Annotated in this window: 22 protein-coding genes and 4 pseudogenes; 15 read left to right on the plus strand and 11 right to left on the minus strand. The window is 40.2% G+C overall.

Going from position 1 to position 22,455, the window contains the following annotated elements; translation table 11 throughout:
- Nucleotides 1-74 precede the first annotated feature (74 nt).
- The 9 genes from LZ575_RS08190 to LZ575_RS08220 all read left to right on the plus strand — a co-directional run bounded on the left by LZ575_RS08190 (nt 75) and on the right by LZ575_RS08220 (nt 7,458).
- Nucleotides 75-1,169, plus strand: a complete 1,095-nt coding sequence (locus LZ575_RS08190) for a TolC family protein (RefSeq protein ID WP_235330221.1) — start codon at nt 75-77, stop codon at nt 1,167-1,169.
- Nucleotides 1,153-1,401: a hypothetical protein gene (locus tag LZ575_RS08195; RefSeq protein ID WP_235330222.1), complete on the plus strand. Its 249-nt coding sequence runs from the start codon at nt 1,153-1,155 to the stop codon at nt 1,399-1,401. Before LZ575_RS08190 ends, LZ575_RS08195 begins: the two co-directional genes overlap by 17 nt.
- A 5-nt stretch (nt 1,402-1,406) precedes the next feature.
- A complete protein-coding gene (locus LZ575_RS08200; protein WP_235330223.1) occupies nt 1,407-1,607 on the plus strand; it encodes a hypothetical protein in 201 nt (66 codons plus the stop codon).
- Nucleotides 1,608-1,618: 11 nt separating this feature from the next.
- Nucleotides 1,619-2,611, plus strand: a complete 993-nt coding sequence (locus LZ575_RS08205; RefSeq protein WP_235330224.1) for an efflux RND transporter periplasmic adaptor subunit — start codon at nt 1,619-1,621, stop codon at nt 2,609-2,611.
- Between the two features lie 5 nt (nt 2,612-2,616).
- Entirely contained in the window at nt 2,617-3,180 is a 564-nt protein-coding gene (locus LZ575_RS22420; RefSeq protein ID WP_255702880.1) for an efflux RND transporter permease subunit, read from the plus strand.
- Nucleotides 3,125-5,746, plus strand: a complete 2,622-nt coding sequence (locus LZ575_RS08210) for an efflux RND transporter permease subunit (RefSeq protein ID WP_255702881.1) — start codon at nt 3,125-3,127, stop codon at nt 5,744-5,746. The genes LZ575_RS22420 and LZ575_RS08210 overlap by 56 nt, the downstream gene beginning before the upstream one ends.
- Nucleotides 5,747-6,235: 489 nt before the next feature.
- Nucleotides 6,236-6,469, plus strand: coding sequence for a hypothetical protein (locus tag LZ575_RS23430; protein ID WP_311196027.1), 234 nt, complete (start codon nt 6,236-6,238; stop codon nt 6,467-6,469).
- Nucleotides 6,470-6,530: 61 nt separating this feature from the next.
- Nucleotides 6,531-6,866 carry an energy transducer TonB gene (locus tag LZ575_RS23435; protein ID WP_311196028.1) on the plus strand — a complete coding sequence of 112 codons (336 nt, stop codon included), beginning with the start codon at nt 6,531-6,533 and terminating at the stop codon, nt 6,864-6,866.
- 127 nt (nt 6,867-6,993) lie between these two features.
- A complete protein-coding gene (locus LZ575_RS08220) occupies nt 6,994-7,458 on the plus strand; it encodes an ankyrin repeat domain-containing protein (protein WP_235330225.1) in 465 nt (154 codons plus the stop codon).
- 75 nt (nt 7,459-7,533) lie between these two features.
- Here LZ575_RS08220 and yajC read toward each other — a convergent pair.
- From yajC to LZ575_RS08240, 4 genes and pseudogenes are all read right to left on the minus strand, one after another.
- Nucleotides 7,534-7,829, minus strand: a pseudogene (gene yajC, locus LZ575_RS08225) (preprotein translocase subunit YajC).
- Between the two features lie 8 nt (nt 7,830-7,837).
- Nucleotides 7,838-8,311 carry a DUF1573 domain-containing protein gene (locus LZ575_RS08230; RefSeq protein ID WP_235330226.1) on the minus strand — a complete coding sequence of 158 codons (474 nt, stop codon included), beginning with the start codon at nt 8,309-8,311 and terminating at the stop codon, nt 7,838-7,840.
- 46 nt (nt 8,312-8,357) lie between these two features.
- Nucleotides 8,358-9,302 carry a transcription antitermination factor NusB gene (nusB, locus tag LZ575_RS08235; RefSeq protein ID WP_235330227.1) on the minus strand — a complete coding sequence of 315 codons (945 nt, stop codon included), beginning with the start codon at nt 9,300-9,302 and terminating at the stop codon, nt 8,358-8,360.
- Between the two features lie 81 nt (nt 9,303-9,383).
- Complete coding sequence (locus tag LZ575_RS08240; RefSeq protein WP_235330691.1) at nt 9,384-10,424, minus strand: Glu/Leu/Phe/Val dehydrogenase; 1,041 nt, start codon at nt 10,422-10,424, stop codon at nt 9,384-9,386.
- 178 nt (nt 10,425-10,602) lie between these two features.
- Between LZ575_RS08240 and LZ575_RS08245 the strand changes: the two are divergent.
- The 3 genes and pseudogenes from LZ575_RS08245 (at nt 10,603) to LZ575_RS08255 (ending at nt 15,409) form a co-directional block, all read left to right on the plus strand.
- Nucleotides 10,603-12,358, plus strand: a pseudogene (locus tag LZ575_RS08245) (ABC transporter ATP-binding protein).
- Between the two features lie 73 nt (nt 12,359-12,431).
- Nucleotides 12,432-12,812 (plus strand): PUR family DNA/RNA-binding protein, encoded by a 381-nt coding sequence (locus LZ575_RS08250; protein ID WP_235330228.1) that lies wholly within the window; start codon nt 12,432-12,434, stop codon nt 12,810-12,812.
- An 82-nt stretch (nt 12,813-12,894) separates the two neighbouring features.
- Nucleotides 12,895-15,409, plus strand: a pseudogene (locus LZ575_RS08255) (M14 family metallopeptidase).
- A 247-nt stretch (nt 15,410-15,656) separates the two neighbouring features.
- Here LZ575_RS08255 and LZ575_RS08260 read toward each other — a convergent pair.
- The 6 genes from LZ575_RS08260 to LZ575_RS08285 form a co-directional block, all read right to left on the minus strand.
- Nucleotides 15,657-15,944, minus strand: a complete 288-nt coding sequence (locus tag LZ575_RS08260; protein WP_235330229.1) for a hypothetical protein — start codon at nt 15,942-15,944, stop codon at nt 15,657-15,659.
- 53 nt (nt 15,945-15,997) lie between these two features.
- Nucleotides 15,998-16,558: a TonB-dependent receptor domain-containing protein gene (locus tag LZ575_RS08265; RefSeq protein ID WP_235330230.1), complete on the minus strand. Its 561-nt coding sequence runs from the start codon at nt 16,556-16,558 to the stop codon at nt 15,998-16,000.
- A complete protein-coding gene (locus LZ575_RS08270) occupies nt 16,530-17,825 on the minus strand; it encodes a TonB-dependent receptor (protein WP_235330231.1) in 1,296 nt (431 codons plus the stop codon). The genes LZ575_RS08265 and LZ575_RS08270 overlap by 29 nt, the downstream gene beginning before the upstream one ends.
- A gap of 61 nt (nt 17,826-17,886) precedes the next feature.
- Complete coding sequence (locus LZ575_RS08275) at nt 17,887-18,189, minus strand: DUF6660 family protein (RefSeq protein ID WP_235330232.1); 303 nt, start codon at nt 18,187-18,189, stop codon at nt 17,887-17,889.
- Between the two features lie 133 nt (nt 18,190-18,322).
- Nucleotides 18,323-18,658 carry a tRNA-binding protein gene (locus tag LZ575_RS08280; protein WP_235330233.1) on the minus strand — a complete coding sequence of 112 codons (336 nt, stop codon included), beginning with the start codon at nt 18,656-18,658 and terminating at the stop codon, nt 18,323-18,325.
- On the minus strand, nt 18,658-19,116 hold the full coding sequence (locus LZ575_RS08285; RefSeq protein ID WP_235330234.1) for a DUF962 domain-containing protein: 459 nt from the start codon (nt 19,114-19,116) through the stop codon (nt 18,658-18,660). The genes LZ575_RS08280 and LZ575_RS08285 overlap by 1 nt, the downstream gene beginning before the upstream one ends.
- A 252-nt stretch (nt 19,117-19,368) precedes the next feature.
- Between LZ575_RS08285 and LZ575_RS08290 the strand changes: the two genes are divergently transcribed.
- From LZ575_RS08290 to LZ575_RS08300, 3 genes are all read left to right on the plus strand, one after another.
- A complete protein-coding gene (locus tag LZ575_RS08290) occupies nt 19,369-19,941 on the plus strand; it encodes a thioredoxin family protein (protein ID WP_235330235.1) in 573 nt (190 codons plus the stop codon).
- 47 nt (nt 19,942-19,988) lie between these two features.
- A complete protein-coding gene (locus LZ575_RS08295; protein WP_235330236.1) occupies nt 19,989-20,162 on the plus strand; it encodes a hypothetical protein in 174 nt (57 codons plus the stop codon).
- 102 nt (nt 20,163-20,264) lie between these two features.
- A complete protein-coding gene (locus tag LZ575_RS08300) occupies nt 20,265-20,933 on the plus strand; it encodes a peroxiredoxin (protein WP_235330692.1) in 669 nt (222 codons plus the stop codon).
- Between the two features lie 182 nt (nt 20,934-21,115).
- On the opposite strand, the pseudogene LZ575_RS08305 reads toward LZ575_RS08300, so the two are convergent.
- Nucleotides 21,116-22,049 (minus strand): annotated as a pseudogene (locus tag LZ575_RS08305) (peptidylprolyl isomerase).
- Nucleotides 22,050-22,455: the final 406 nt, after the last annotated feature.

Consider the following 22,455-nt stretch of genomic DNA (forward strand, 5'->3'; position numbering starts at 1 on the left):
GCAGGCCGCCAGTTAATTTATGGCTGCCATTGCTTGTATGTACTTTACTTTTATCTGAAGGTTGTGCTCCAAAAATGGATACCGTAGCAGCTCCTATTGAACAACCGGAAGAATTTAGCCTAACAGGAACAGAAACCCTTCCTGAAGAATGGTGGACTACATTTGATGATCCCACCCTGGATTCCATTGTAGGGATGGCAATAGATAAGAATTTGGATCTGGCAGGATCCTGGGAACAGTTTCAGGCTGCAGAAGCTGTAGTGCGACGTGAAAATTCACAATTATTTCCTGCTGTAGATGCCACAGCACGAACTGCCATTAGCAGGCCACAGCCGGATTTTGCGGGTGGTGAAAATACACAAATAGGCCTTTCCGCATCTTATGAGCTCGACCTGTGGGGCAGGATTAGATCGGGAATTCAGGCTGAGAAATTTCGTGCAGAAGCCACATTTTTCGATTTTCAAACCGCTGCAATGACAGTTTCTGCAGAAACTGCAATTACGTGGTATCAACTTGTAACAGCCCGGAAACAACTGCTGCTGGTAAATGAACAAATTCAAACGAATAACGACATTATGAGGCTCATCAGGGCCAGGTTTACCAGTGGACAAATTCGGGCGGTAGATATTCTTCGGCAGGAACAACTCCTCGAAAGCACCCGGAATGAAAAAGTCTTTTATGAAACAGAAATTGAACTTTTAGAAAACCAACTGGCGGTTTTATTAGGACGGCCGCCTCAAAATGAAGAAGTTGCTGCAGGAGCTTTTATTCCTGAACTACCTCCTCTTCCACAGACGGGGCTACCTTTGGAACTGGTAAGAAGAAGACCCGACGTAAAAGTCGCGTATAATCTCGTCCTGGCCGCAGACAGGGAAATGGCACAGGCGATAAGAAGCAAATATCCCCGGCTTTCCTTTTCTCTTGCAGGGCAAATGAGATCGAATAATTACAGTTCCCTTTTCCAGGATTGGGCTTATACCCTGGGAGCAGATATTGTAGCACCCCTTCTTTATTGGGGAAGATTACGCGCAGAAGTAGATCGAACTGAAGCTATAAAAAATCAATTGTTATATCAATACGGCCAAACTGTTTTAGTTGCTTTTCGGGAAGTAGAGGACGCACTTCTACGCGAACTAAAGCAGAAGGAACGAATTGAAATTCTTGGCTAAACAACTGGAGCTTGCACAAAAAACAAACGGGCAATTAAGAATAGAGTTTCTAAACGGAATGACAGAGTATCTGGATGTACTGCTCTCTCTGGATCAGGAACAGCAATTACAACGAGAATTACTGGAGGCACAACAAACTCAACTGGAAATAAGAATAGCTCTTTATCGTGCCATTGCGGGAGGCTTTGAAACTGAAGGTTACACACCTCCAATGCTCGAGCAACAAAATTAATACTAATGAAGACAAAAAAAATAATCCTGATATGCGCCGGAATTTTGCTTGTGGCAGTGGCAATAACCGTCTTTATTTTTATGACAGAACCTACAGCGGGTAGTGAAGCTGCAACCCGGGAAATGGCGATGCTGGTAGACGTAGAAAAGGTGGAAAAAGGAAATTATGTTCCTGAAATCTCTTCTACAGGCACGGTCCAGCCGTAGAAGATGTGTTATTGAGCCCGCTGGTGAACGGGCAGATCACACGCATGTCTCCTGCCTTTGTTCCCGGAGGTTTTGTGAAAAAAGGAACAATTCTCCTGCAAATAGATCCATCAGATTACCGCAATGCTCTGGAATTAAGGAAAAGCGAATTAAGGCAAACGGAAAGCAATCTTTCCGTGGAAATGGGAAGGCAGGAAGTGGCGCAACAGGATCTGGCTCTTGTGGGAGGGGATTCTCTTACCCGGGAAGAGCAGTCGCTGGTCCTACGACAACCCCAGCTGAATGCCGTTAAGGCAACTATCCAGGCAGCAAGAGCGGCTGTAGAACAGGCAGAAACCAATCTTGCCCGTACAACTATTAGAGCGCCTTTTGATGCACATATTTTAAGCCAGAACGTTACAGTGGGATCCCAGGTTTCACCCGGAGATGAATTAGGAAGGCTCGTTAGCACCGATTACTATTGGTTAGTCCTTACAGTTCCTGTGTCCAAACTTCACTACTTAAAATTCCCGGAATCAGAAGGTGAAAAAGGATCTTCAGTGAAAATCCGCAATACCACATCCTGGCCAAAAAACACTTTCCGCACAGGTTTTCTGGCTAACCAGGTAGGAGCTCTTGATGCTCAAACCAGGCTGGCAAGGGTGCTGGTAAAAATTCCGGACCCCCTCGTCCGTGAGGAAAAAGGAGTTCCTGAATTAATGATAGGATCTTTTGTAGATGCTTTAGTTGAAGGAGAAGAAATTAAAGATGCTGTAAGAGTGAACAGTGACTATGTACGTACCAATCAAACTGTATGGGTCATGGAGGATGGAAAACTTGCCATTCGTAAGGTCACTGTAGATCTCACAGATGCAGAATTTGCATATATAACCGAGGGTTTGAAAGATGGAGATAGTGTCGTTACAACGAATCTTAGTACTGTAGCCGAGGGAATTCCTTTACGAACACAGGGAACAACCTCTAAGGATACTTTAAAGGTTGAAGCAGAATTACCTGAAGATTAGCAGCCATGAATAAGCCGGATAAGAAAGATATACGTAAAGAAGGGGCTATAGGTTTTATGGCTCGAAACTCTATTGCTGCCAATCTTTTAATGATAATTTTAATAGGTGGTGGGATCTGGACGATGTTCAATATTCAGAAAGAAGTTTTCCCTCAGTTCCAGCTGGATTTTGTAGAAGTGAGTGTAAATTATCCCGGAGCAGCTCCTACCGAAGTGGAACAGGGAATCTTACTTCCGGTAGAAGAAGCCATTCGCGGAATTCAGGGTATTAAAGAAATCGTTTCCACAGCAAACGAAGGTTCAGGACAAATATCTATTGAACTCGTTGCAGGAACTGACAGAATGCAGGCCTTTCAGGATATTGACCAGGCGGTAAGGCGAATTCAAACTTTTCCCGATGATATTGAGCGGCCACAGGTAAATCTTCAGTCGCGGCAACAGGATGTAATGGAAATTGGCATCTACGGAAATGTTGACGTCTGGACCCTGAGAAAACTGGCGGAACGTTTTCGCAATGGCATTGCTCAGCGACCCCCAGGTGACACAGGTGGAAATTGGAAATGTTCCTGATTATGTAACTCACATTGAAATCCCGCGCCACCAACTCCGGCAGTACAACCTCACCCTGGGACAGGTTGCAGATATCGTTGCCCGTTCCAGTGAAGACGTTCCTGCAGGTGCAGTGGAGACTCATTCGGGTGAAATTCTCCTTAGAATGCAGGAACGAAAGCAATGGGCTGAGGAATTCGGGAAAATTACTATAGTCTCTTCCGAATCGGGTGCGCGGGTCACTTTGGCCGATATTGCTACTATTACTGATGGTTTTGAAGAAACAGGTTTTCACGGACACTTTAATCAAACTCCTTCCGTAGAAATTGAGATCTTTCGCGTGGGCGATCAGTCTCCATCAGATATTGCTGAAGCTGTTCAGGCTATTCTGAAAGATTTAGACCTTCCTCCGGGAGTAGAATATCGTATAGACAGTAACCGTGCTGAAGATTACGAAGAACGGCTGTCCCTGCTTACCGAAAATGGAATAATGGCTATTGTTATAGTTTTAATTATTCTTACCCTCTTTTTGGAATACCGTCTTGCCTTTTGGGTGATGATGGGAATGGCCATTTCTTTTATAGGAGGAATAATATTTCTGCCAATGATTGGAGTGAGTATAAATATGATCTCCATGTTCGGCTTCCTGGTTGTCCTGGGAATTGTTGTTGATGATGCCATTGTTGTAGGAGAGAATATTTACGAATTCCGCCAACAGGGAATGAGCCCGGTAAAAGCAGCCATTGAAGGTACTAAAAACGTTTCAAAACCTGTAATCTTTAGTATATTAACAACTATTCTTGCTTTTACGCCTCTCCTTTTTATGCCTGGGGAAAACGGAAAATTTTGGTGGCCTCTTCCGGCAGTCGTAATTGTAATTCTTGCAGTTTCGCTGCTGGAGGCATTATTTATTCTTCCCTCCCACCTTGCACATCTTTCTGCTAAAAAAAGTAAAGGCTGGATCTTAAAATTTGAAAACTGGCAGGAATCTTTTGCAAAAGGATTCAACAGGGTTATAGACAAATATTACCGCCCCTTTTTAGACCTGTGTTTAAAATACAGATATATTACTCTGAGTGCTGCCATTGCACTACTTCTCATAGTGGGAGGCTATGGTTACAGCGATCATATGGGAATGATTATGATGCCGGAAGTTGCCGCAGATGAGATTGAAGCCGGGGTTAGATTACCTGTGGGAACAACAAATATTCAGGCTGCAAAAGTAGCCGAAGAGATCACTCAATCTACCCGGGAAATGTTTGACAAACATAATCTCCACGAAGTGGCCGAAGGAATTAAAACCAATGTACGCGGACAAAACTTTATTGACGTGGAGATCGTGATGCGACCTCCGGATGAACGCGATATGACCGCTAAAGAGCTAATTGCCTTGTGGCGTGATAATATAGGAGATATCCAGGGGGTGGATCAAATAACCTTTGAAGCAGAACGAGGGCCGGGGGGTGCAAGACAGGACATCAGTATAGATCTTAGCCATACTGATATAGAAGTTCTTGAAAAGGCCAGTAACGCTTTCATGCAGAGAATGGAAACTTTTAATAATACCCGGGACATTAGTGACAACTATAACAAAGGCAAACTTCAATACGATTTTAATCTTTTGCCGGAGGGACGGAACCTGGGGCTTACTTCCAATGAAGTGGGACGACAGGTGCGGGATGCATTTTTTGGCGCACTTGCTATGCGACAGCTCAGAGGTACAAATGAAATTGAAGTCCGTGTAAAATTACCTCTTGAGGAGCGTCGGGATATTCAAAACCTGGAAGATTTTCTTGTAAGGACTCCCGATGGCGTAGAAGTTCCATTGATGGATGTGGTCACGGTAGAAGAACGGGAAGCTTTCACAAATATTAACCGAAGAGACGGCCGCAGGGTGGTCAATGTAGGAATGGATGTTGAACCTGCAAATGCGGTGACGCGGGTACTTGCTTCTGTACAGCAGGAAGTACTCCCGCAATTACGGGCAGATTTCCCCGGGATTACCTGGACCTTTGAAGGAAGCCAGGCAGATATGCGAGAATCTACAGACTCTCTCTGGAGCGGTTTTTCTATGGCTATGCTCCTTATTTATGCTTTGCTTGCAATTGCTTTTAGTAGTTACACCCAGCCTCTGGTGGTACTTTCTGCGATTCCGTTCGGAATTGTGGGAGCGGTAATTGGTCACATCCTGCTTGGTTACGATCTTTCACTTGTAAGCTTAATGGGTGTTATTGCTTTATCAGGTGTTGTAGTTAATGACAGCCTTATTATGATTGACTACGCTAATAACAAAAGAGATACACTTTCTGTTTACGATGCCATTCATGAAGCAGGACTTCGGCGTTTCCGGCCAATAATGCTCACTACTCTTACCACTTTTGGAGGTCTCACTCCCATTATCCTGGAGACTTCCAGCCAGGCACAATATTTAATTCCTATGGCAATTTCATTAGGATTTGGGATAGTATTTGCCACTTCAATTATTCTGGTTCTGGTCCCCTGTCTTTACCTGATTTTGGAGGATATTTCTTTAAAGATCAGGGAAGGAAAAACAGTAAGAAGAACACCTGATCCCAGGAACGCATAGCTATACTAATTATCGGGAGGTTAAGGATCTTCAAAATGCTTCAGTTCCCCGAAGTAATCTCAACTTCACTTCAACTGTTCCTCCTCCGTCCGGGAACAAATTTTAATAAAGGATCTATTGATCTAACTTGTATTGCTGATCGAAAAAATCGGGGTATAGACCAGGTTTATTTTATTCAGACTGAAAACTATTTAAATATTTAAGTAAAATCCTACAGAATTCTTTAAAATAAGGCACGGTCATTGTTGCTATAGAAGCAACTACCATTTCTATCCAACCATTAGAGTAAAGCTATAACAGCTTCAAACATGTTTATTAATTAAAACACGTAATACTTATGGAACCTAAAAAAAACTCTGATGTTGATCTTAAGAAAAGAAGTGTATTGTTTCTTCAAACCTAGGTTTAATTCTCGTACTCTTATTCGCCTACTTCGGTATAGAATGGAAAACCTACGAAAAGGAGGAAATCCAGAGGGATCTTTTAACTATGGAAGAACCAGATGATGAACCTATTCCTATTACAGTTCTTCCGCAAACTCCACCACCTCCCGTTATTCCTCCATCTCCCGATGTATTGGAAGTAATTAAAAATGAAGATCCTAAGCAGGAGGATACTATTCCATCTTCCGAGAGTAGCCAAATGGATATTATAAAAATTGATGACATTATTGAAGCTCCTACAGATGATCCCATTGCACCTAGTTCCTTTTACATTAATTGAAGATGTTCCTATTTTCCCGGGATGCGAAGGATTGAGTTCTAATGAGGAAAGGAGAAATTGCATGAGCGAAAAAATTACTCGCTTTGTCAATAAAAATTTTGATACAGACCTGGGACCCAAGCTTAATTTAAAAGGTATAAACCGTGTGAATGTTATATTTAAAATAGATAAGCAGGGTAATATTATTGATGTCCAATCCCGTGCCCCACATCCAAAACTGGAAGAAGAAGCGGAAAGAGTAATAAATGCTCTTCCTCAAATGCAGCCGGGAAAACAGCGGGGAAAACCATATAGGTTTCTTATGCCCTTCCTATTATTTTTCAGGTACAGGATTAATGCAAAGCCCGGTAAGAAAAAACCTGTTGGAGCTTTTCTTCCGGCAGGTTTCTGTTTTTAGAATTAACAATAAATAAAATCTATTCAGGCTAAAGAATATAAAATGGAACCAGCTCCTGTTCAAACCTTTCATTTTATACCTTCACTTTTTAAAACTAATATTTTCAACAGCACCAAATAAATTTTCAATGGATTTTTTTGACTTAATAAGGCAGGGAGACAGCAATGGGATTGAGCAGGCTATCCAAAAAGATCCTGATGTTCTCCAATCCACCGACTCCAGAGGTTTTTCTCCTTTAGTCCTGGCTAGTTACAATGAACAATATGAAATAACTGAATTGTTGCTGAAGTCCGGAGCCGAAGTTAATGCCCGGGACGCAGCAGGAAATACTGCTTTAATGGGAGTGTGTTTTAAAGGAAATACTGCTATTGCAGAACTGCTTTTAAAAAATGGAGCCGATGTAAATATTCAGAATTCCAATGGCTCTACGGCATTAATTTATTCTGCCACCTTTGGCCAGCAAAAAATTGCCGAACTGCTTCTTCAATATGGAGCAGACAAATCCCTGGAAGATGTGCAGGGAAATACTGCTTATCATTACGCCAAGCTGCAGGAGAATCCAGTTTTGGAGGAAATGGTGAAAGAACTTTAAATATCTACCCTACATAACGAAAAAGCGGTGAAAAAATAATTTTCACCGCTTTTTTTATATTTTATAAAGAAATAACTATTTCTTTTCAACCCTAAGTTCATTAAGTTTCCTGCTCATTTCCATCGAGATGGAAGAACGATCAAAAGTGATCTTTCCGGCACCTAGGTTTCTATAATTACTGCATTATTTTTTTCGCTAAAGTCTACGATCTTACCGTGCATTCCGCTTTTGGTAACTATTCGGTCACCTCTTTTAAGTTCAGATGCAAAGTTTTTTTCTTGTTTAGCTCTTTTCATTTGAGGGCGTATCATAAAAAAATACACCACGAGAAACATTAAAATAATTGGGGCCCACTGGGATAATTGTTCCATAGAAAATTTTAAAAGCTATTAGGCTCCTGTCGCGTTAGCGCTACCTCAACAAAAGCTTTGATTCTTATTTGTTCTGTTCCTTTTTCAGTATTAGCTGTGATAGTAACAGTTTTTGTAACCTGTCCCTGTCCTGATCCATCATATTTCACAGTCATTTCTCTTGTTTCACCAGGAGCAATAGATTCGTTTTTAGGAACATCGGGAGTAGTACATCCACAAGTAGCGGTTGCATTAGTAATTACCAAAGGAGCTTTACCTGTATTGGTAAATTTAAATTTGTGCTCTACAGTCGTTCCTTTTGCAATAGTACCAAAATCGTGCTCTTGCTCTTCAAAAGACATTTCGGGATAATAAACGGCCTGTGCATCACGTTCTGCTGCCGTTTCTACGTTTTCTGCTTTCACTTTACTGGAAGCATCATCCTTACAGGAAGTAAAAACCATGGCCCCAATGGCCGCTATTAACAAGATTCCTTTTTTCATAATTATTTGTTTTAATTCAAACGTTAAAAATACTAAATTTTTTGAACTACATAAGTCCGCGTCCAACTTTATTTAGACGTTTTTCCTCAACGTATTCTTTGGAAAGTTTGTCCAGGACTCCATTAATAAAAATACTGCTCTTTGGAGTACTGTATTCTTTTGCTATTTCCAGATATTCATTAATAGTAACCTTTACAGGAATAGAGGAAAAATGCAAAAACTCACAGATCGCCATTTTAATAAGAATGGTATCAATTTCGGCAATCCTTTCTTTATCCCAATTAGGGGTTTTCCCCAGCATTTCCCCTGCAAGTTCCTCATCCTTCACATATACTTTTCGAAATAGATTTATTGCGAATTCCTCATCATCCTCACTTTTAAAAAGCTTTGGTAATTTTGCCTCCTGTTTTGAATTCTCCTTTAGTTTATTTAGAAATTTAAGGATTGCAGTATTTACCAGTGGAAGATCATCCAACCAGGTCAACTTGGAATCTTCAAGATAATCGTAAAGTTTTTCATTAGGTGCTATAAAATCTTTAAGCAAAAGAATTACAAATTCCCTGTCCTCTTTAAAACTGGAGGTCCTGGTAGACATATATTGTTCAAATGCATTACTATTTCTAAGTTCTTCCCATAGTATTGCCACATATTCTCCATCCCTGTTCCAGTGGGTAATTTTTCTTTCTTCCAGAAGATCCTGAAGATTATTATTATTCTCAAGGATTTTTATCACCTCATTATTGAGAAATTTTTGGTTTGGATCTTTATCCTCGGAAGTGGCCAGGAATTTTTTCTGAGATTTTTCGAGATATCTTTCGGCATAATCTCTAATCTCTATGATCAACTTTAGCTGAAGCAGGAAAAGATCATACATTTCCATCATACTTTTTTGAAGAAATTTTTCTTCAGACTGAAAGTTTTTATTCTGACTTTGATGAAATGCATAGAGCGACTGCATTACTTTAACTCGAATATGTCTTCTGGTCAACATAGGTGTAAAAGAACTTTTAAAATTAAGAAAGGCGAAAGAAAATTCTTTCGCCCTGCAAAAATAACATTTATTTCAAACTCCTTAGTTCGAATTCTCTCTTTTTCTATTGTCAATTCTTTGCTGTGCAATTTGCAATGCAGCAAAATGAGTTGAGATCTTTCTTGCCTCAGCTGTTTTTAAGATTTCAAGAGTAGTGTTGTATATATTTTCTGTTCTTCGCATAATTTCGGTTCTGTCGTAACCTTCTAATTCTGCATAAACATTTATAATTCCTCCGGCGTTGATTAAAAAATCGGGAGCATAAACAATTCCTTTTTCCTGAAGGATCTGGCCGTGCACTTTATCATCAGCTAATTGATTGTTGGCAGCACCTGCAATAATTGAAGCCTTTATCCTGTAAATCGTATCGTCATTTATAGTAGCTCCTAAAGCGCAGGGGGCGTAAATATCCACATCTGCCTCGTACACGTCTTCAGTATAAATTTGAGCACTGTATTTTCTTGCTACTTCTTCAAGACGTGCAGGATTTATGTCTGCAATGTAAACTTTAGCTCCTTCGTTGCTCAAATGTTCAACAAGAGATTCCCCCACGTGACCAATCCCCTGTACCAAAACTTTTCTGCCATCGAGATCGTCACTTCCATACTTGTATTCCGCAGCGGCTTTCATTCCCATAAAAACCCCGTAGGCAGTAATAGGAGAAGGATTTCCTGCACCTCCTTTAGACTCAGATATCCCCGTAACATAAGGAGTCACTTCTCTTACAATATCCATATCCTCGGTATCCATTCCCACATCCTCTGCAGTAATGTATTTTCCGCTAAGAGAATGTACGAACTCACCGAACCTTCTCATAAGTTCGGGAGTTTTTTGTGTTTTTGCGTCTCCAATAAGAACCGCTTTTCCTCCTCCAAGGTTTAAACCTGTAATTGCACTCTTGTAAGTCATTCCCCGGGATAACCTTAGTACATCGTTCAAAGCTTCCCACTCACTGTTGTAATTCCACATTCTTGTACCTCCCAAAGCAGGTCCTAAAACGGTGTTATGGATACCTATTATTGCCCTTAAACCTGTATCTTTGTCATTACAAAAAACCACCTGTTCGTGGTCATTAAAAGACAGTTGTCCAAATACCTACCCGCTGGACTTAAGTTCTTTTGCACTTAGCACTTCAACTTGCATAGAATAATTATTTAAACAGATTTTTCTTAATTTTAAAAATCAGGGTGCAAAAATAATGAATATTTTAAATTCCTTGCTGAATTAGTTCCCAAAAATGCGAATTCGGCAATTTTGACTTATGAAAGAATTACAACACCTCAACAAATATTTTTACAAATACAAATGGAAACTCCTGCTGGGGTTCCTTATCACAATTGCTGCAAGAATTTTTGCACTATATCCCGTACAATTTATCGGGGATTCCACGGGAATTATTGAAAGCTATGTGAATGATGAGAATACCAGTGCAGAGTTATTACGTGAAGAACTTTTTTATAACATCCTATTGATCATTGGGGCCACCCTGGTTTCTGCTTTTTTCACCTTCCTGATGAGGCAAATGTTTATTGTGGTTTCCAGACATATGGAGTACGACCTGAAAAATGAGGTATACGAGCAATATCAAAGACTCTCCCTCAATTTTTATAAAAAGAACCGCACAGGAGACCTTATGAACAGGATAAGTGAAGATGTTTCCAAGGTGAGAATGTATCTGGGACTGGCTATTATGTACAGTGTTACGACCTTAACTCTTTTTGTGGTTGTTATTTGGTATATGATAGACACAGCTCCTCTTCTTACTCTGTATACCGTTGCACCTTTACCAATTCTCTCTTTTGCTATATATAAATTGAGCGTGGCCATTAACAAAAGAAGTACTGTGGTGCAACAATACCTGTCGCGGCTAAACACTTTTACCCAGGAAAGCTTCAGTGGAATTTCAGTTATTAAATCTTACGGACTTGAGCCACAAACAAATACTAATTTCGTAGAACTTTCTAATGGCAGCAAAGAAAAAAACCTGGACCTGGTAAAAGTGCAGGCTTTCTTTTTTCCACTAATGGTGCTGCTTATTGGCGTTAGCAATACTTTGGTGATCTTTATTGGAGGCTAAGCAGGTGATCAATGGAGAAATTGAAATTGAAATTATTGTTGAATTCCTTCTTTACGTGAACATGCTCACCTGGCCCGTAGCCACAGTGGGATGGGTAACTTCAATTGTGCAACAGGCAGAAGCGTCACAGGCAAGGATCAACGAATTTTTAAAGGAAGAACCACAGATTAAAAATCTGCAACCTGCAAATATTGAAATTGAAGGAGAAATAGAATTTCGCAATGTTACCTTCACTTATGAAGATACTAATATTACCGCTCTTCGGAATTTGTCATTTACAGTTAAGAAAGGGGAAACCCTGGCGATTATCGGCAAAACCGGATCTGGAAAATCTACTGTTTTAGAATTAATTGGTCGTTTGTATGATGTTGAGCAGGGAGAGATTTTGATAGACGGCAAGAATATAAGAGAGGTGAATCTGGATGATCTAAGGAATAGCATTGGTTATGTGCCACAGGATGCATTCCTTTTTAGTGATTCTATAAGAAATAACATCAGGTTCGGAAAAACCAGTGCCACAGATGAGGAAGTTATTGAAGCAGCAAAAAATGCTTCTGTTCATAAAAACATTAAAGGCTTCAGCAAAGGATATGATACCGTTTTAGGAGAAAGGGGAATTACTCTTTCGGGCGGACAAAAACAAAGGGTTTCTATTGCAAGGGCAATAATTCATGATCCGCAGATCCTTCTGCTGGACGATTCACTTTCCGCAGTAGATACTGAAACTGAAGAAGAGATCCTTAACAATCTATTCAAAATTTCCAAAGAAAAGACAACGATCCTGGTAAGCAGTAGAATTTCTTCAGCAAAGAATGCAGATAAAATAATCATCATGGATAATGGCTCAATCGTGCAGCAAGGCTCGCATCAGGAGCTTATCGAAGAGTTAGGGTACTATAAAGAACTTTACGCGAAACAGCTAAGTGAAAAAGAAATGTGAAAATTTTTTGCTAAATGTTAAAAATTTTTAGATTTTTGGGTCTTGGTACAATTAACTATTTAAGATTTATTTTATGAGTGAAAATGGAATGATGGAGAAAGATGAAATTTTCTCTAAAGTATTACGAGCAGGAAGACGCACTTATTTTTTTGATGTAAGAGCCACCAAAGCCGATGATTACTACCTCACTATTACTGAGAGTAAAAAGTTTACTAATGCAGATGGATCTTTTCATTACAAGAAGCACAAAATCTATTTGTACAAAGAGGATTTTGAGGGATTTGCTGAAATCTTAAACGAAATGACTGATTACATCGTGAATGAAAAAGGCGAAGAGGTAATTAGTGAAAGACACCAAAAGGATTTTAAAAAGGAATATGAGGAAGCTGACGTGGAAACGGCAGGTGCTACCTCTCCTGAAAAATTTACTGATATAAGTTTTGAAGACATATAACAGGTAAAATTTTTTTACTATAAAACCGCTCCCTGTATATGGAGCGGTTTTTTTATATTGACATTTTTAATTTATATCCTTGATGAAAATTATAATTTACTCCTTCCTCCTGCTTTTTGCCTTACCTTTTTTTGCGCAGGAAGATCTTGACCTCAGTTACTACCTACCGCAAAATATTACTTATAATCCGGAAATTTCCAAACCACAGGAAGTGCTGGGATTTGTGCCGGGGGAATGGCATGTCTCTCACGATAATCTGGTGGCCTACATGCGCCAACTTGCTGAAGAATCTCCACGCATATCAATTGAAACCCGCGGACAAACTTATGAAGGCCGCCCATTGATCCTCCTCACGATCACTTCGCCTGAAAATCAAAACAATCTTGAAGAAATAAGAAAAACTCATCTGACTCTCACGGGAGAAAATGGTTCTAACCTTAACACTGCAGATATGCCTGTAGTGGTAAACCAAGGTTTTTCTATTCATGGAAACGAAGCCAGCGGTTCTAATGCCGCCCTTCTTGTGGCGTACTACCTTGCTGCCGCACAAGGACCTGAAGTTGAAGACTTGCTCGATAACACAGTTATTCTTTTTGATCCTGCTTTTAATCCTGATGGATTGCAGCGTTTTGCAAGTTGGGTAAATACGAACAGAAGCCATAACCTCAACGCCGATCCCCAGGACCGCGAATTTGATGAAACCTGGCCTGGTGGAAGAACAAATCACTACTGGTTCGATATGAACAGGGACTGGCTGCTTGGTACAATTGCCGGAATCAAGAGCGAGAATTGAAACATTTCACAAATGGCATCCAAATATTTTGACAGACCATCACGAGATGGGATCAAACTCTTCTTTCTTTTTTCAACCGGGGATCCCGTCGAGAACCCATCCTTTAACTCCACAAATGAATCAGGATCTTACAAAGGAAATAGGAACTTATCACGCTGCTGCGCTGGATAAAATTGGGTCTTTTTATTATACTGAAGAAGATTACGACGATTTCTACTACGGAAAAGGCTCCACCTTTCCGGACATTAATGGAAGTATTGGAATCTTATTTGAGCAGGGAAGTTCCCGCGGAAATGTACAGGAAACCGATAACGGGTTACTCACTTTTCCATTCACCATTAGAAATCAATTTACCACTGCCCTTTCTACTCTCGAAGCTGCGTCCAATATGAGAGAAAAGATCCTGAACTTTCAGCGGAATTTTTATGCTGAAGCAAGAAAAACAGCAGGAAAGGGAGCTTATGTTTTTGGAAATACTACAGATGCCAACAAAGCCTGGCACCTGGCTGATATTTTAAAGCGTCAGCAAATCGAAGTGCACGAAATAACTGAAGATTTAGAAGTCAACGGGCAACGATATAAAAAAGGAAGCGCCTACATTATTCCTAAAAATCAAAAGCAGCACAGGCTGGTAGAAGCTATGTTTGAAAAAAGAACCACTTTTGAAGATAGTTTGTTCTATGACATTTCCGCCTGGAGCTTTCCGCTGGCATTTGATCTCAGCTATGACGAAAATGTGAATATGCGGTATGCAGGACCAAAAATAGAAGAGTTAAAAAAACCTTCTGTTCCCGCACCAACAAAGAGTGAATATGCATATCTCCTTAAATGGAATGATTACTACTCTCCAAAAGCTCTTAATATGGTCCTAAATAAAGATTTGAGGGCCAGCGTAGCAATGCAACCTTTCACTTCAGGAAACATGAAATATGATTACGGCACGGTAATGATCCCTGTCCAAAACCAGACGATGAATCCCGATGAATTATTCGAATTTCTCAAAGATGTTGCCGAAGAATCCAGTGTGGAAATAAATGCGGTTTCTACGGGTTTAACAACAGGAATAACCCTGGGAAGCAACCAGTTTGGCTCTTTGGAACCACAGAAAGTTGCGATGATCGTAGGGGAAGGAGTTACTCCCTATGATGCCGGAGAGATATGGCATCTTTTTGACCAGAGGTACAACATGAAAATTACAAAGCTGGACACAAAAAATTTCGGACGTACTGACCTAAGCTCATATACTGATATTATTTTACCAAACAGCTGGGGAAGTGCATTGAGTAAAAATGATGCTGACAAATTAAAGGATTGGGTTCGAAGCGGAGGCACTTTAATTGGCTACAAAAATGCTGCACGTTGGTTTAAAAGTAATGATTTTATGAAACTGGAATTTCTCGAAAATGATGTAAAAGCCAAAAACGTGAGTTTTGAAGAAGCTCAGGATTTTCGGGGAGCACAGGGAATTGGAGGAGCGATTTTCCAGGCAAAACAGGACAGGTCACATCCTGTAAATTTTGGTTATGAAGATGATCAGATTCCACTCTTCAGGGATACAACCATATTTATAAAAGCAGATTCCACCAGCTATAACAATCCTATTCAGTACAACGAAAATCCTTTGCTGGCAGGCTACATCAGCAATCCAAATTTAAAATTGATTTCCAACACAGTCCCCTTCAGACAAACAGGAATGGGAAGAGGAAATGTGATACTATTTACTGATAATACTAATTTCAGGGCATTTTGGTTTGGAACCAACAAACTGCTTATGAACGCTATTTTCTTTGGAGATGAAATGTGATGTTAGTTATCTGTTGTAGGTTCGAGGTTCAAGGTTCAAGGTTCAAGGTTCAAGGTTGTAGGTTGTAGGTTGAAAAACAAAACCTCACAGGTTTTAAAAACCTGTGAGGTTTACTTTTTTCCGACAGATGCAGATCAGCTGGCGCGGATCTGTGATCCGTGACAGTATGTCGAATTACTTTTCAGCTAAGCGCGGCTATGGCGCGGATTAGATGGCGCGGATTTGCAATCCGTGCCTCACGTCACACTTACAGCTTTATCTTTATCCCTCCATTCACCACGAAACCATCTACAGGAGCATAGATATCCCGAAACTGAGGATCAGATAATGAACCTGTGTAAATCGAATCGAATTTAGTTTGCCTGGTATCGGTGAAATTTTCAAAATTCAGGAAGAGAGAGAAATTTTCCCATAGTCGCTCCATCATAAGTCCGAAGATCCAGTACTCCTGACCCGTAAAGCCGTCACTTAGCTTCTGCGGACTGAAATAATAAGCTTCCAGACCTATTTTCCATTTCTCATGCACCTCATACATTAGCACATTGTTCAGCTAGGTGCGCGGCTACCAAAGGCATGGGTGTTGTAACATCATTGTAATGTTGATTTACATCGGCATGGGTATAGCTTAGTGAACAATTTGAAATCCCGGTAACTGAATTTAAAGTTGGCTTCTACTCCTTTGGTATCTATAAATCCATCCGGCTGGGTATATTCCCAGGTAGCGGGGAAAGTGTTCATCAGGATCAAAGGATCATTGACTTTGGTGTAAAAGAAAAGAACATTGGCAGTAAATCCAATAGTTTCCCAAAATTCAGTACGGTAATTCACATCAAAATTTCCACCTATAGATCTTTCAGCTACAGTGTTTTCCACATCTATAGGAAGTACATTTTGAAACTGAATTCTCTCGGCATCTTCAGTAAAAACAGTCGGGGTTTTGTAACCAAGTCCCCCTCCTACTCTTGCTGTCCAATTATTATTAAAATCAAACATTGCTGAAATTCGCGGTAGCACAAATACCCCGTATTCATTTTGATAATCTGTTCTTAAACCAGTTTCCAGTTTAAAGAGATCAGAAGCATTCCAGGTATTTTGAATAAAAGCTCCGTAGGTAAGATGGTTATAATTGACTAAGTCTTGGATTTTCATCCTCCTGGTCAAAACGATCCACCCAAAGGTTCAGGCCGCCAATCCATTCCATATCGGTGTTTCCAAAACGATACGTTGCTTCATTATAAGAGGCAAATTGATTTCCTGCAAATCTGTAACCGGGGGTTTGTATCTCCCTGTCGAAAAAGCTGAAACTGTTCTTTATTTCCAGCCAGTCTCCATTCAACAGCTCGTGTCCAAAGCCCGATTGTAAAGTGACCCTGTTAGTATTGTTTTGTTCAAAGTAAGGATTGCTCACCGCGTTTCCTTCAATGTAATCAACATTTCCTCCCGTTCGCTCTTCTACGGTGGTATTAACTCCCACATTTAAAGTGGTCCTGTCACTAAAGTTGTAAAACAGACGTGGATTAATGGTATATCTTCGGAATTCAGGAATTGCCGTTAAACCAATATCGGCAGGATCATAGGGGGTACCGATATTATAAGAAGCAAATAAAGTTGTTCCTAGTTTCCCATACTGCTCTGAATAGAATCCGCTGACGTCGAGGCCCAGAGCTGAAGTTCCGTTAAGGAGAAAGTTTATCTGTCTTTCTTCGCCGGGAGTTCTGGAAACCAGGTTTACCAATCCCGCGATAGCGCCACCACCGTACAAAGTTGAAGATGCACCTTTGATCACCTCCACCTGCTTTAGATCCAGCGGCACAATTTGCAATAAACTTAATCCGCCGGAAAATCCGCTGTATAAAGGATATCCATCTTTTAAAAGTTGGGTATATCTTCCATCCAATCCCTGGATCCTGATACTGGAATTATAGGAAGTAGCAGATGTTTGCTGCGTCTGGATTCCCGTAGTTTCATTCAGCAACATTCTTATGTCACCGGGTTTCATATTCCCCTTCTCTTCAAGTTCCTCACCAGAGATTACTTCCACTCTCGTCGGCAGATCAATAATTGTTCTGCGGGAACGTGTTGCCGAAATAAAAACTTCCTCCATTTCTTCTCCTCCCGCATGGAGCAGTACCTGAAATACTTTGTCTTCTTCAAGTGGAAATTCCAGATTTAATTCCTGAGGTTCGTAACCCAGAAAACTAATTAAAATTACCTGCTGCCCGTCCGGAATGTTATTTATTTCAACAAGACCTTCTTCATTTGCGGTCGCACCAAGAGTACTGCCCTGTACTGCGACATTGGCACCAAAGAGAGGAGTTTGATTATCTGCATCAATAATTTTTGCCTCAAATTTATTCTGAGCACTGCTGACGGTCACCATGAGAAAGACCATCAGGCTCATAAAATATTTATACATTTTTAAAATTTAGAATGTTTAATGACTATAAGTAATGTGGTAATTATCCAACTAAGTTTCATTAAACAATTTGAGGCGGCTGCCAGATAGCGGGAACATACCGGGAATTTGAAAGATCCTGGAGTTTATAAAATTCCTCATTTGTTTCAATAACTTCCGAAGAAAATTGGGAAGATTCGAAAACCAATAAAAATCCTGTACAGGTTCCACAGTTAATAAAAGGAGAACAGTTTTCACAAGCCTCCTTCTCCTCATGGTCCTGATTCTCCACGGCAGTTTCCTCTGCACATTCATCAAGAATACAACAGGTAACACTGTTTAAAAACAGCACCAGGAAAGACATTATGAGCGCCAGGAATTTCACAGTGGCAAATTTAGGAAAAAAGGAGGAGAAGCCATTTCCTGCTTGTGTTGAATGTAGAAAAGGTTAAAACCTCACAGGTTTTAAAAACCTGTGAGGTTTCTTATACCAGATCCGTGTGCAACGCAGCGAACCGTTACCCCACCAGCAGTCCATTTTCCACTTTAAAATCGGGATTGAGAAGAACTATATCATTATTTTCTCCAACAGCTCCCAGCACTAAACATTCACTCATAAAAGTCGCAATTTGTTTCTTCGGAAAATTCACCACAGCGACTATTTGTTTTCCTATAAGATCTTCTGCGGAATAGCGACGGGTAATTTGTGCTGAAGATTTTCTGATGCCGATATCCTTTCCGAAGTCTATCACCAGTTTATAGGCGGGATTTCGGGCTTCCGGAAAATTATCGACTTCCAAAATCGTCCCAATTCTCATTTCTACTTTTTCAAAGTCATTCCAGGTTATTTCCATTATCTGAACAAATTATCAATTACCCACGCGGGGCCAATTAGCAAAAATTGAAGATCTTTTAAGAAAGAAGGCTTTTTGCCTTCTACTTTGTGCCCGTAGAATTGCCCTACCCAGGCTGCCGCAAATATAATCAATGATACCAGCCATAAAGGTGCTGCCAGGGAAATGAAATAATTACCGACAATACAAATGGCTGCAAAAACCAGGATCTTCAAACCCATCATTACTGAAAGCCGGAAGTAAAAAACCAGAACGAGTAGTAGTATCGGTACTGCCCAATTTTCAACAAGAGGATAATCCCCTGCAAACACTTCCTGCAAAATTCCCGGAGGAATACTCATAAGCAAGCCAACAATAGAAAAGAAAATAGCAGGAACACATATATAATGTATGGCTTTGTTGGTTTCATTCTGAAGGCTCACGGCATATTCCGAAAACCAGGTGTCTAGAGATTTCATTATTGGTAATAAGTTGTAAGTTATAAGTTATAAGTTGTTAGTTCTTGAAAGTTTGTTTTTGGTACCCGGGTATCTTTGCTCTTTGTTCTTTGTTCTTTGTTCTTTGTTCGTTATTCTTTGTTCGTTGTTTATTGCTGGGGCTTGAATTTTGGTCTTTGGAATTTGTTGTCTGTTATCTCTATCCAAGATAATAAAATTGCAGTTATTCCATCGTAAATTTGTATTTTCAGAAATCTAAAACATCTAAAAAATATGTCCAGAACAGCTTCAAATATGCTTCCACTGGGAACGAAAGCTCCCGACTTTGAACTTATTGATGCAGTTACCAATAACAGATATAGCCTACAGGAACTAAAAGGCGATAAGGGAACGGTGATCATGTTTATTTGTAATCACTGCCCTTTTGTAAAACATGTGAATGAAGAAATTGTTAGAGTGGCTAATGATTACCGGGTGTTGGGCTTCGGATTTGTAGCTATAATGAGTAATGACATTGAGAGTTATCCCGATGATCATCCCGACAAAATGTGGAAAACGGCCAGAAAAAACCACTACCCTTTTCCCTACCTTTTTGATCAGACGCAGGAAGTGGCAAAAGCCTATGATGCAGCCTGCACTCCTGATTTCTATCTTTTTGATTCTGATCTTAAACTTATATATCGCGGACAACTTGACAATTCCCGACCGGGCAACGGTATTCCATGCAATGGAAGAGATCTTCGCGAAGCTCTGGACTGCGTTTTAAATAATAGAAAAGTTTATGATGACCAGAAACCGAGTATCGGCTGCAATATTAAGTGGCGGGACGCGAGGTATATGCCCTGAGAAAAGAGGAAAGTGGAAGGAGGAAAGAGGAAAGTGGAAAGAGGAAAGTGGAAAGAGGAAAGTGGAAAGAGGAGAGAGGAAAGAGAAGAGAGGAAAGAGAAGAGAGGAGAGAGAAGAGAGAAATTGGTGAGAAAATTCTGGTGGAGAGTGGAAAGTGGAAAGAAAATTTTAGTGAAGTCGTATTTAGATCTCAATACTCAATACTAACTTCTCAATACTAACTTCTCAATACTAACTACTCATTACTAACCATTATTTTTCTGAAAGTATTAACGCTCCAAACCTCAGGAATCAGTAACTTTAGTTTCATTTAAATTTTACGAATTATGAGTCTAAGATTAGGAGATAAAGCACCAAATTTTGATGCTGAAACAACCGAAGGAAAAATCAATTTTTACAATTACCTGGGAGACGGCTGGGGAATCCTATTTTCACATCCGGCAGATTATACCCCTGTGTGTACAACTGAATTAGGTGCAGCGGCAAAATATAAAGATGAATTTGCCAAACGAAATGTGAAGGTGATGGCGCTAAGCGTGGACGGCCTTCAATCCCATAAAGGCTGGATCAACGATATTAATGAGACTCAAAACACAACAGTCAATTATCCAATTATTGCAGATGAGAGTAAGGAGATCGCAAATCTTTATGATATGATCCACCCAAATGCTAACGATACCTTGACCGTAAGATCGGTATATGTTGTTGGTCCGGACAAAACGATAAAATTAATGATCACTTATCCAGCCAGTACAGGAAGAAATTTTGAAGAACTGCTTAGGGTAATTGATTCGTTACAACTTACTGCCCACCATAAAGTAGCTACTCCTGCCAACTGGAAAAGCGGAGACGATGTGGTAATAAGTCCGTCAATTTCCAATGAAGATGCAAAAGGGATGTTTCCAAAAGGATTTAAAGAAGTAAAACCATATTTGAGAATGACTCCACAACCGGATAGTAACAGAAGCAGCAATGGTTCAACCACCATTTAACAGGAATTCCGATTCAGGCGAAGAAGCAAAAAACATGTTCCCGAAGGGATTTAGAGAATAATCTTCTCAGTTCTAAAGAATTAATTTAATTAGTATTAGAAATATAAAACCTCACAGGTTTTAAAAACCTGTGAGGTTTATTTTTTTCGATTATATCCTTCACTTGAGAGTTGGGGTGGGCGTTATTTCACAGCTACCAGCTCCACATCAAAGATAAGAGTAGCATTTGGAGGAATAACCCCTCCTGCACCTCTTTCTCCATATGCCAGATTAGAAGGAATGATAAATCTTGCCTGGTCTCCTACTCTTAGCATCTGAATTCCTTCATCCCAACCGGAGATCACCTGTCCTTTTCCAAGAGCAAAATCTATAGGTTCATTTCTTTTGTACGAAGAGTCAAACACGGTACCGTCACTCAACATTCCTTTATAGTGAACTGAAACAGTTTTACCTTTTTCAGCTTTGGCTCCGTCACCTTTCTGCTCAATCTTATATCTAAGTCCGCTGGAAGTCTTTTCAAATCCTTCAGACATTTTTCCCAAAAGTTCGTCCTGTTGCTTTTTTGCTGCAGCTTCTCTTTCAGCTTTGGCTCCGTTAAAAGATCTGAATTCTTCAACTGCTTTAAAATTTTCAGCTGAATCTCCCTGCCTTATTATTTCAACCTTTTCTATTCGATCTCCCTGCTTTATAGCGTCTACCACATCCTGTCCTTCCACTACATTACCAAATACTGTATGTTTCCCATCAAGCCATGGAGTCGCGGTGTGAGTAATAAAAAACTGACTTCCGTTTGTACCGGGGCTAAGCATTTGCCATAGAAAGTTTTCCCGGAGCATCGTGTTTCAAATCAGGATGAATTTCATCTTCAAAGTTGTAACCGGGGCCTCCTGTTCCATTTCCCTTAGGATCTCCTCCCTGAATCATAAAATCGGGGATCACACGGTGAAATTTAAGTCCGTCATAGTATGGTTTCCCCTGCGGAATAGCTTTGTTCTCAATATTACCCTCGGCCAAACCGACAAAGTTTCCAACAGTTCCCGGCGTTTTTTCGTATTCAAGTGCTACAAGAATTTCACCTTTTTCAGTATGAAATTTTGCATATAATCCGTCTTGCATTTCAATGGTTTTAAGTTAATAATGCAAAGATAAACTTTTTTGGGAGTAGGAAAGTTGTTGTGGGATATCAGATTTAGGATGTTTGTTGTTCCTTTTTGGGATTTCTTGTTGCTGGTTATCGCCTTTTATCATTCTCAACCAAGTGAAGAATCTCCCCGTCCGATCCGCCAACAGAGACAGTGCCTGCTGCAACAATACTTCTCAAATTGTAATTTTCGCATTCGTGGTAGTAGCGGTTTCTTCAGAAGGAAAGCGAGGTGTATAATACATCCATATAACAGATGTCTCTCTGAGGTAAGACAGAGGTCTCGACTGCGCTCGACCTGACACAACCTTTTAAACCTGAACGAAGTGAAAAAAAAAATTGCGCTACAGACTATCCTCTCTCCACTCTCCTCTTTCCACT

The sequence above is a fragment of the Antarcticibacterium sp. 1MA-6-2 genome (genome assembly GCF_021535135.1).
In the GTDB taxonomy this organism is placed as follows: domain Bacteria; phylum Bacteroidota; class Bacteroidia; order Flavobacteriales; family Flavobacteriaceae; genus Gillisia.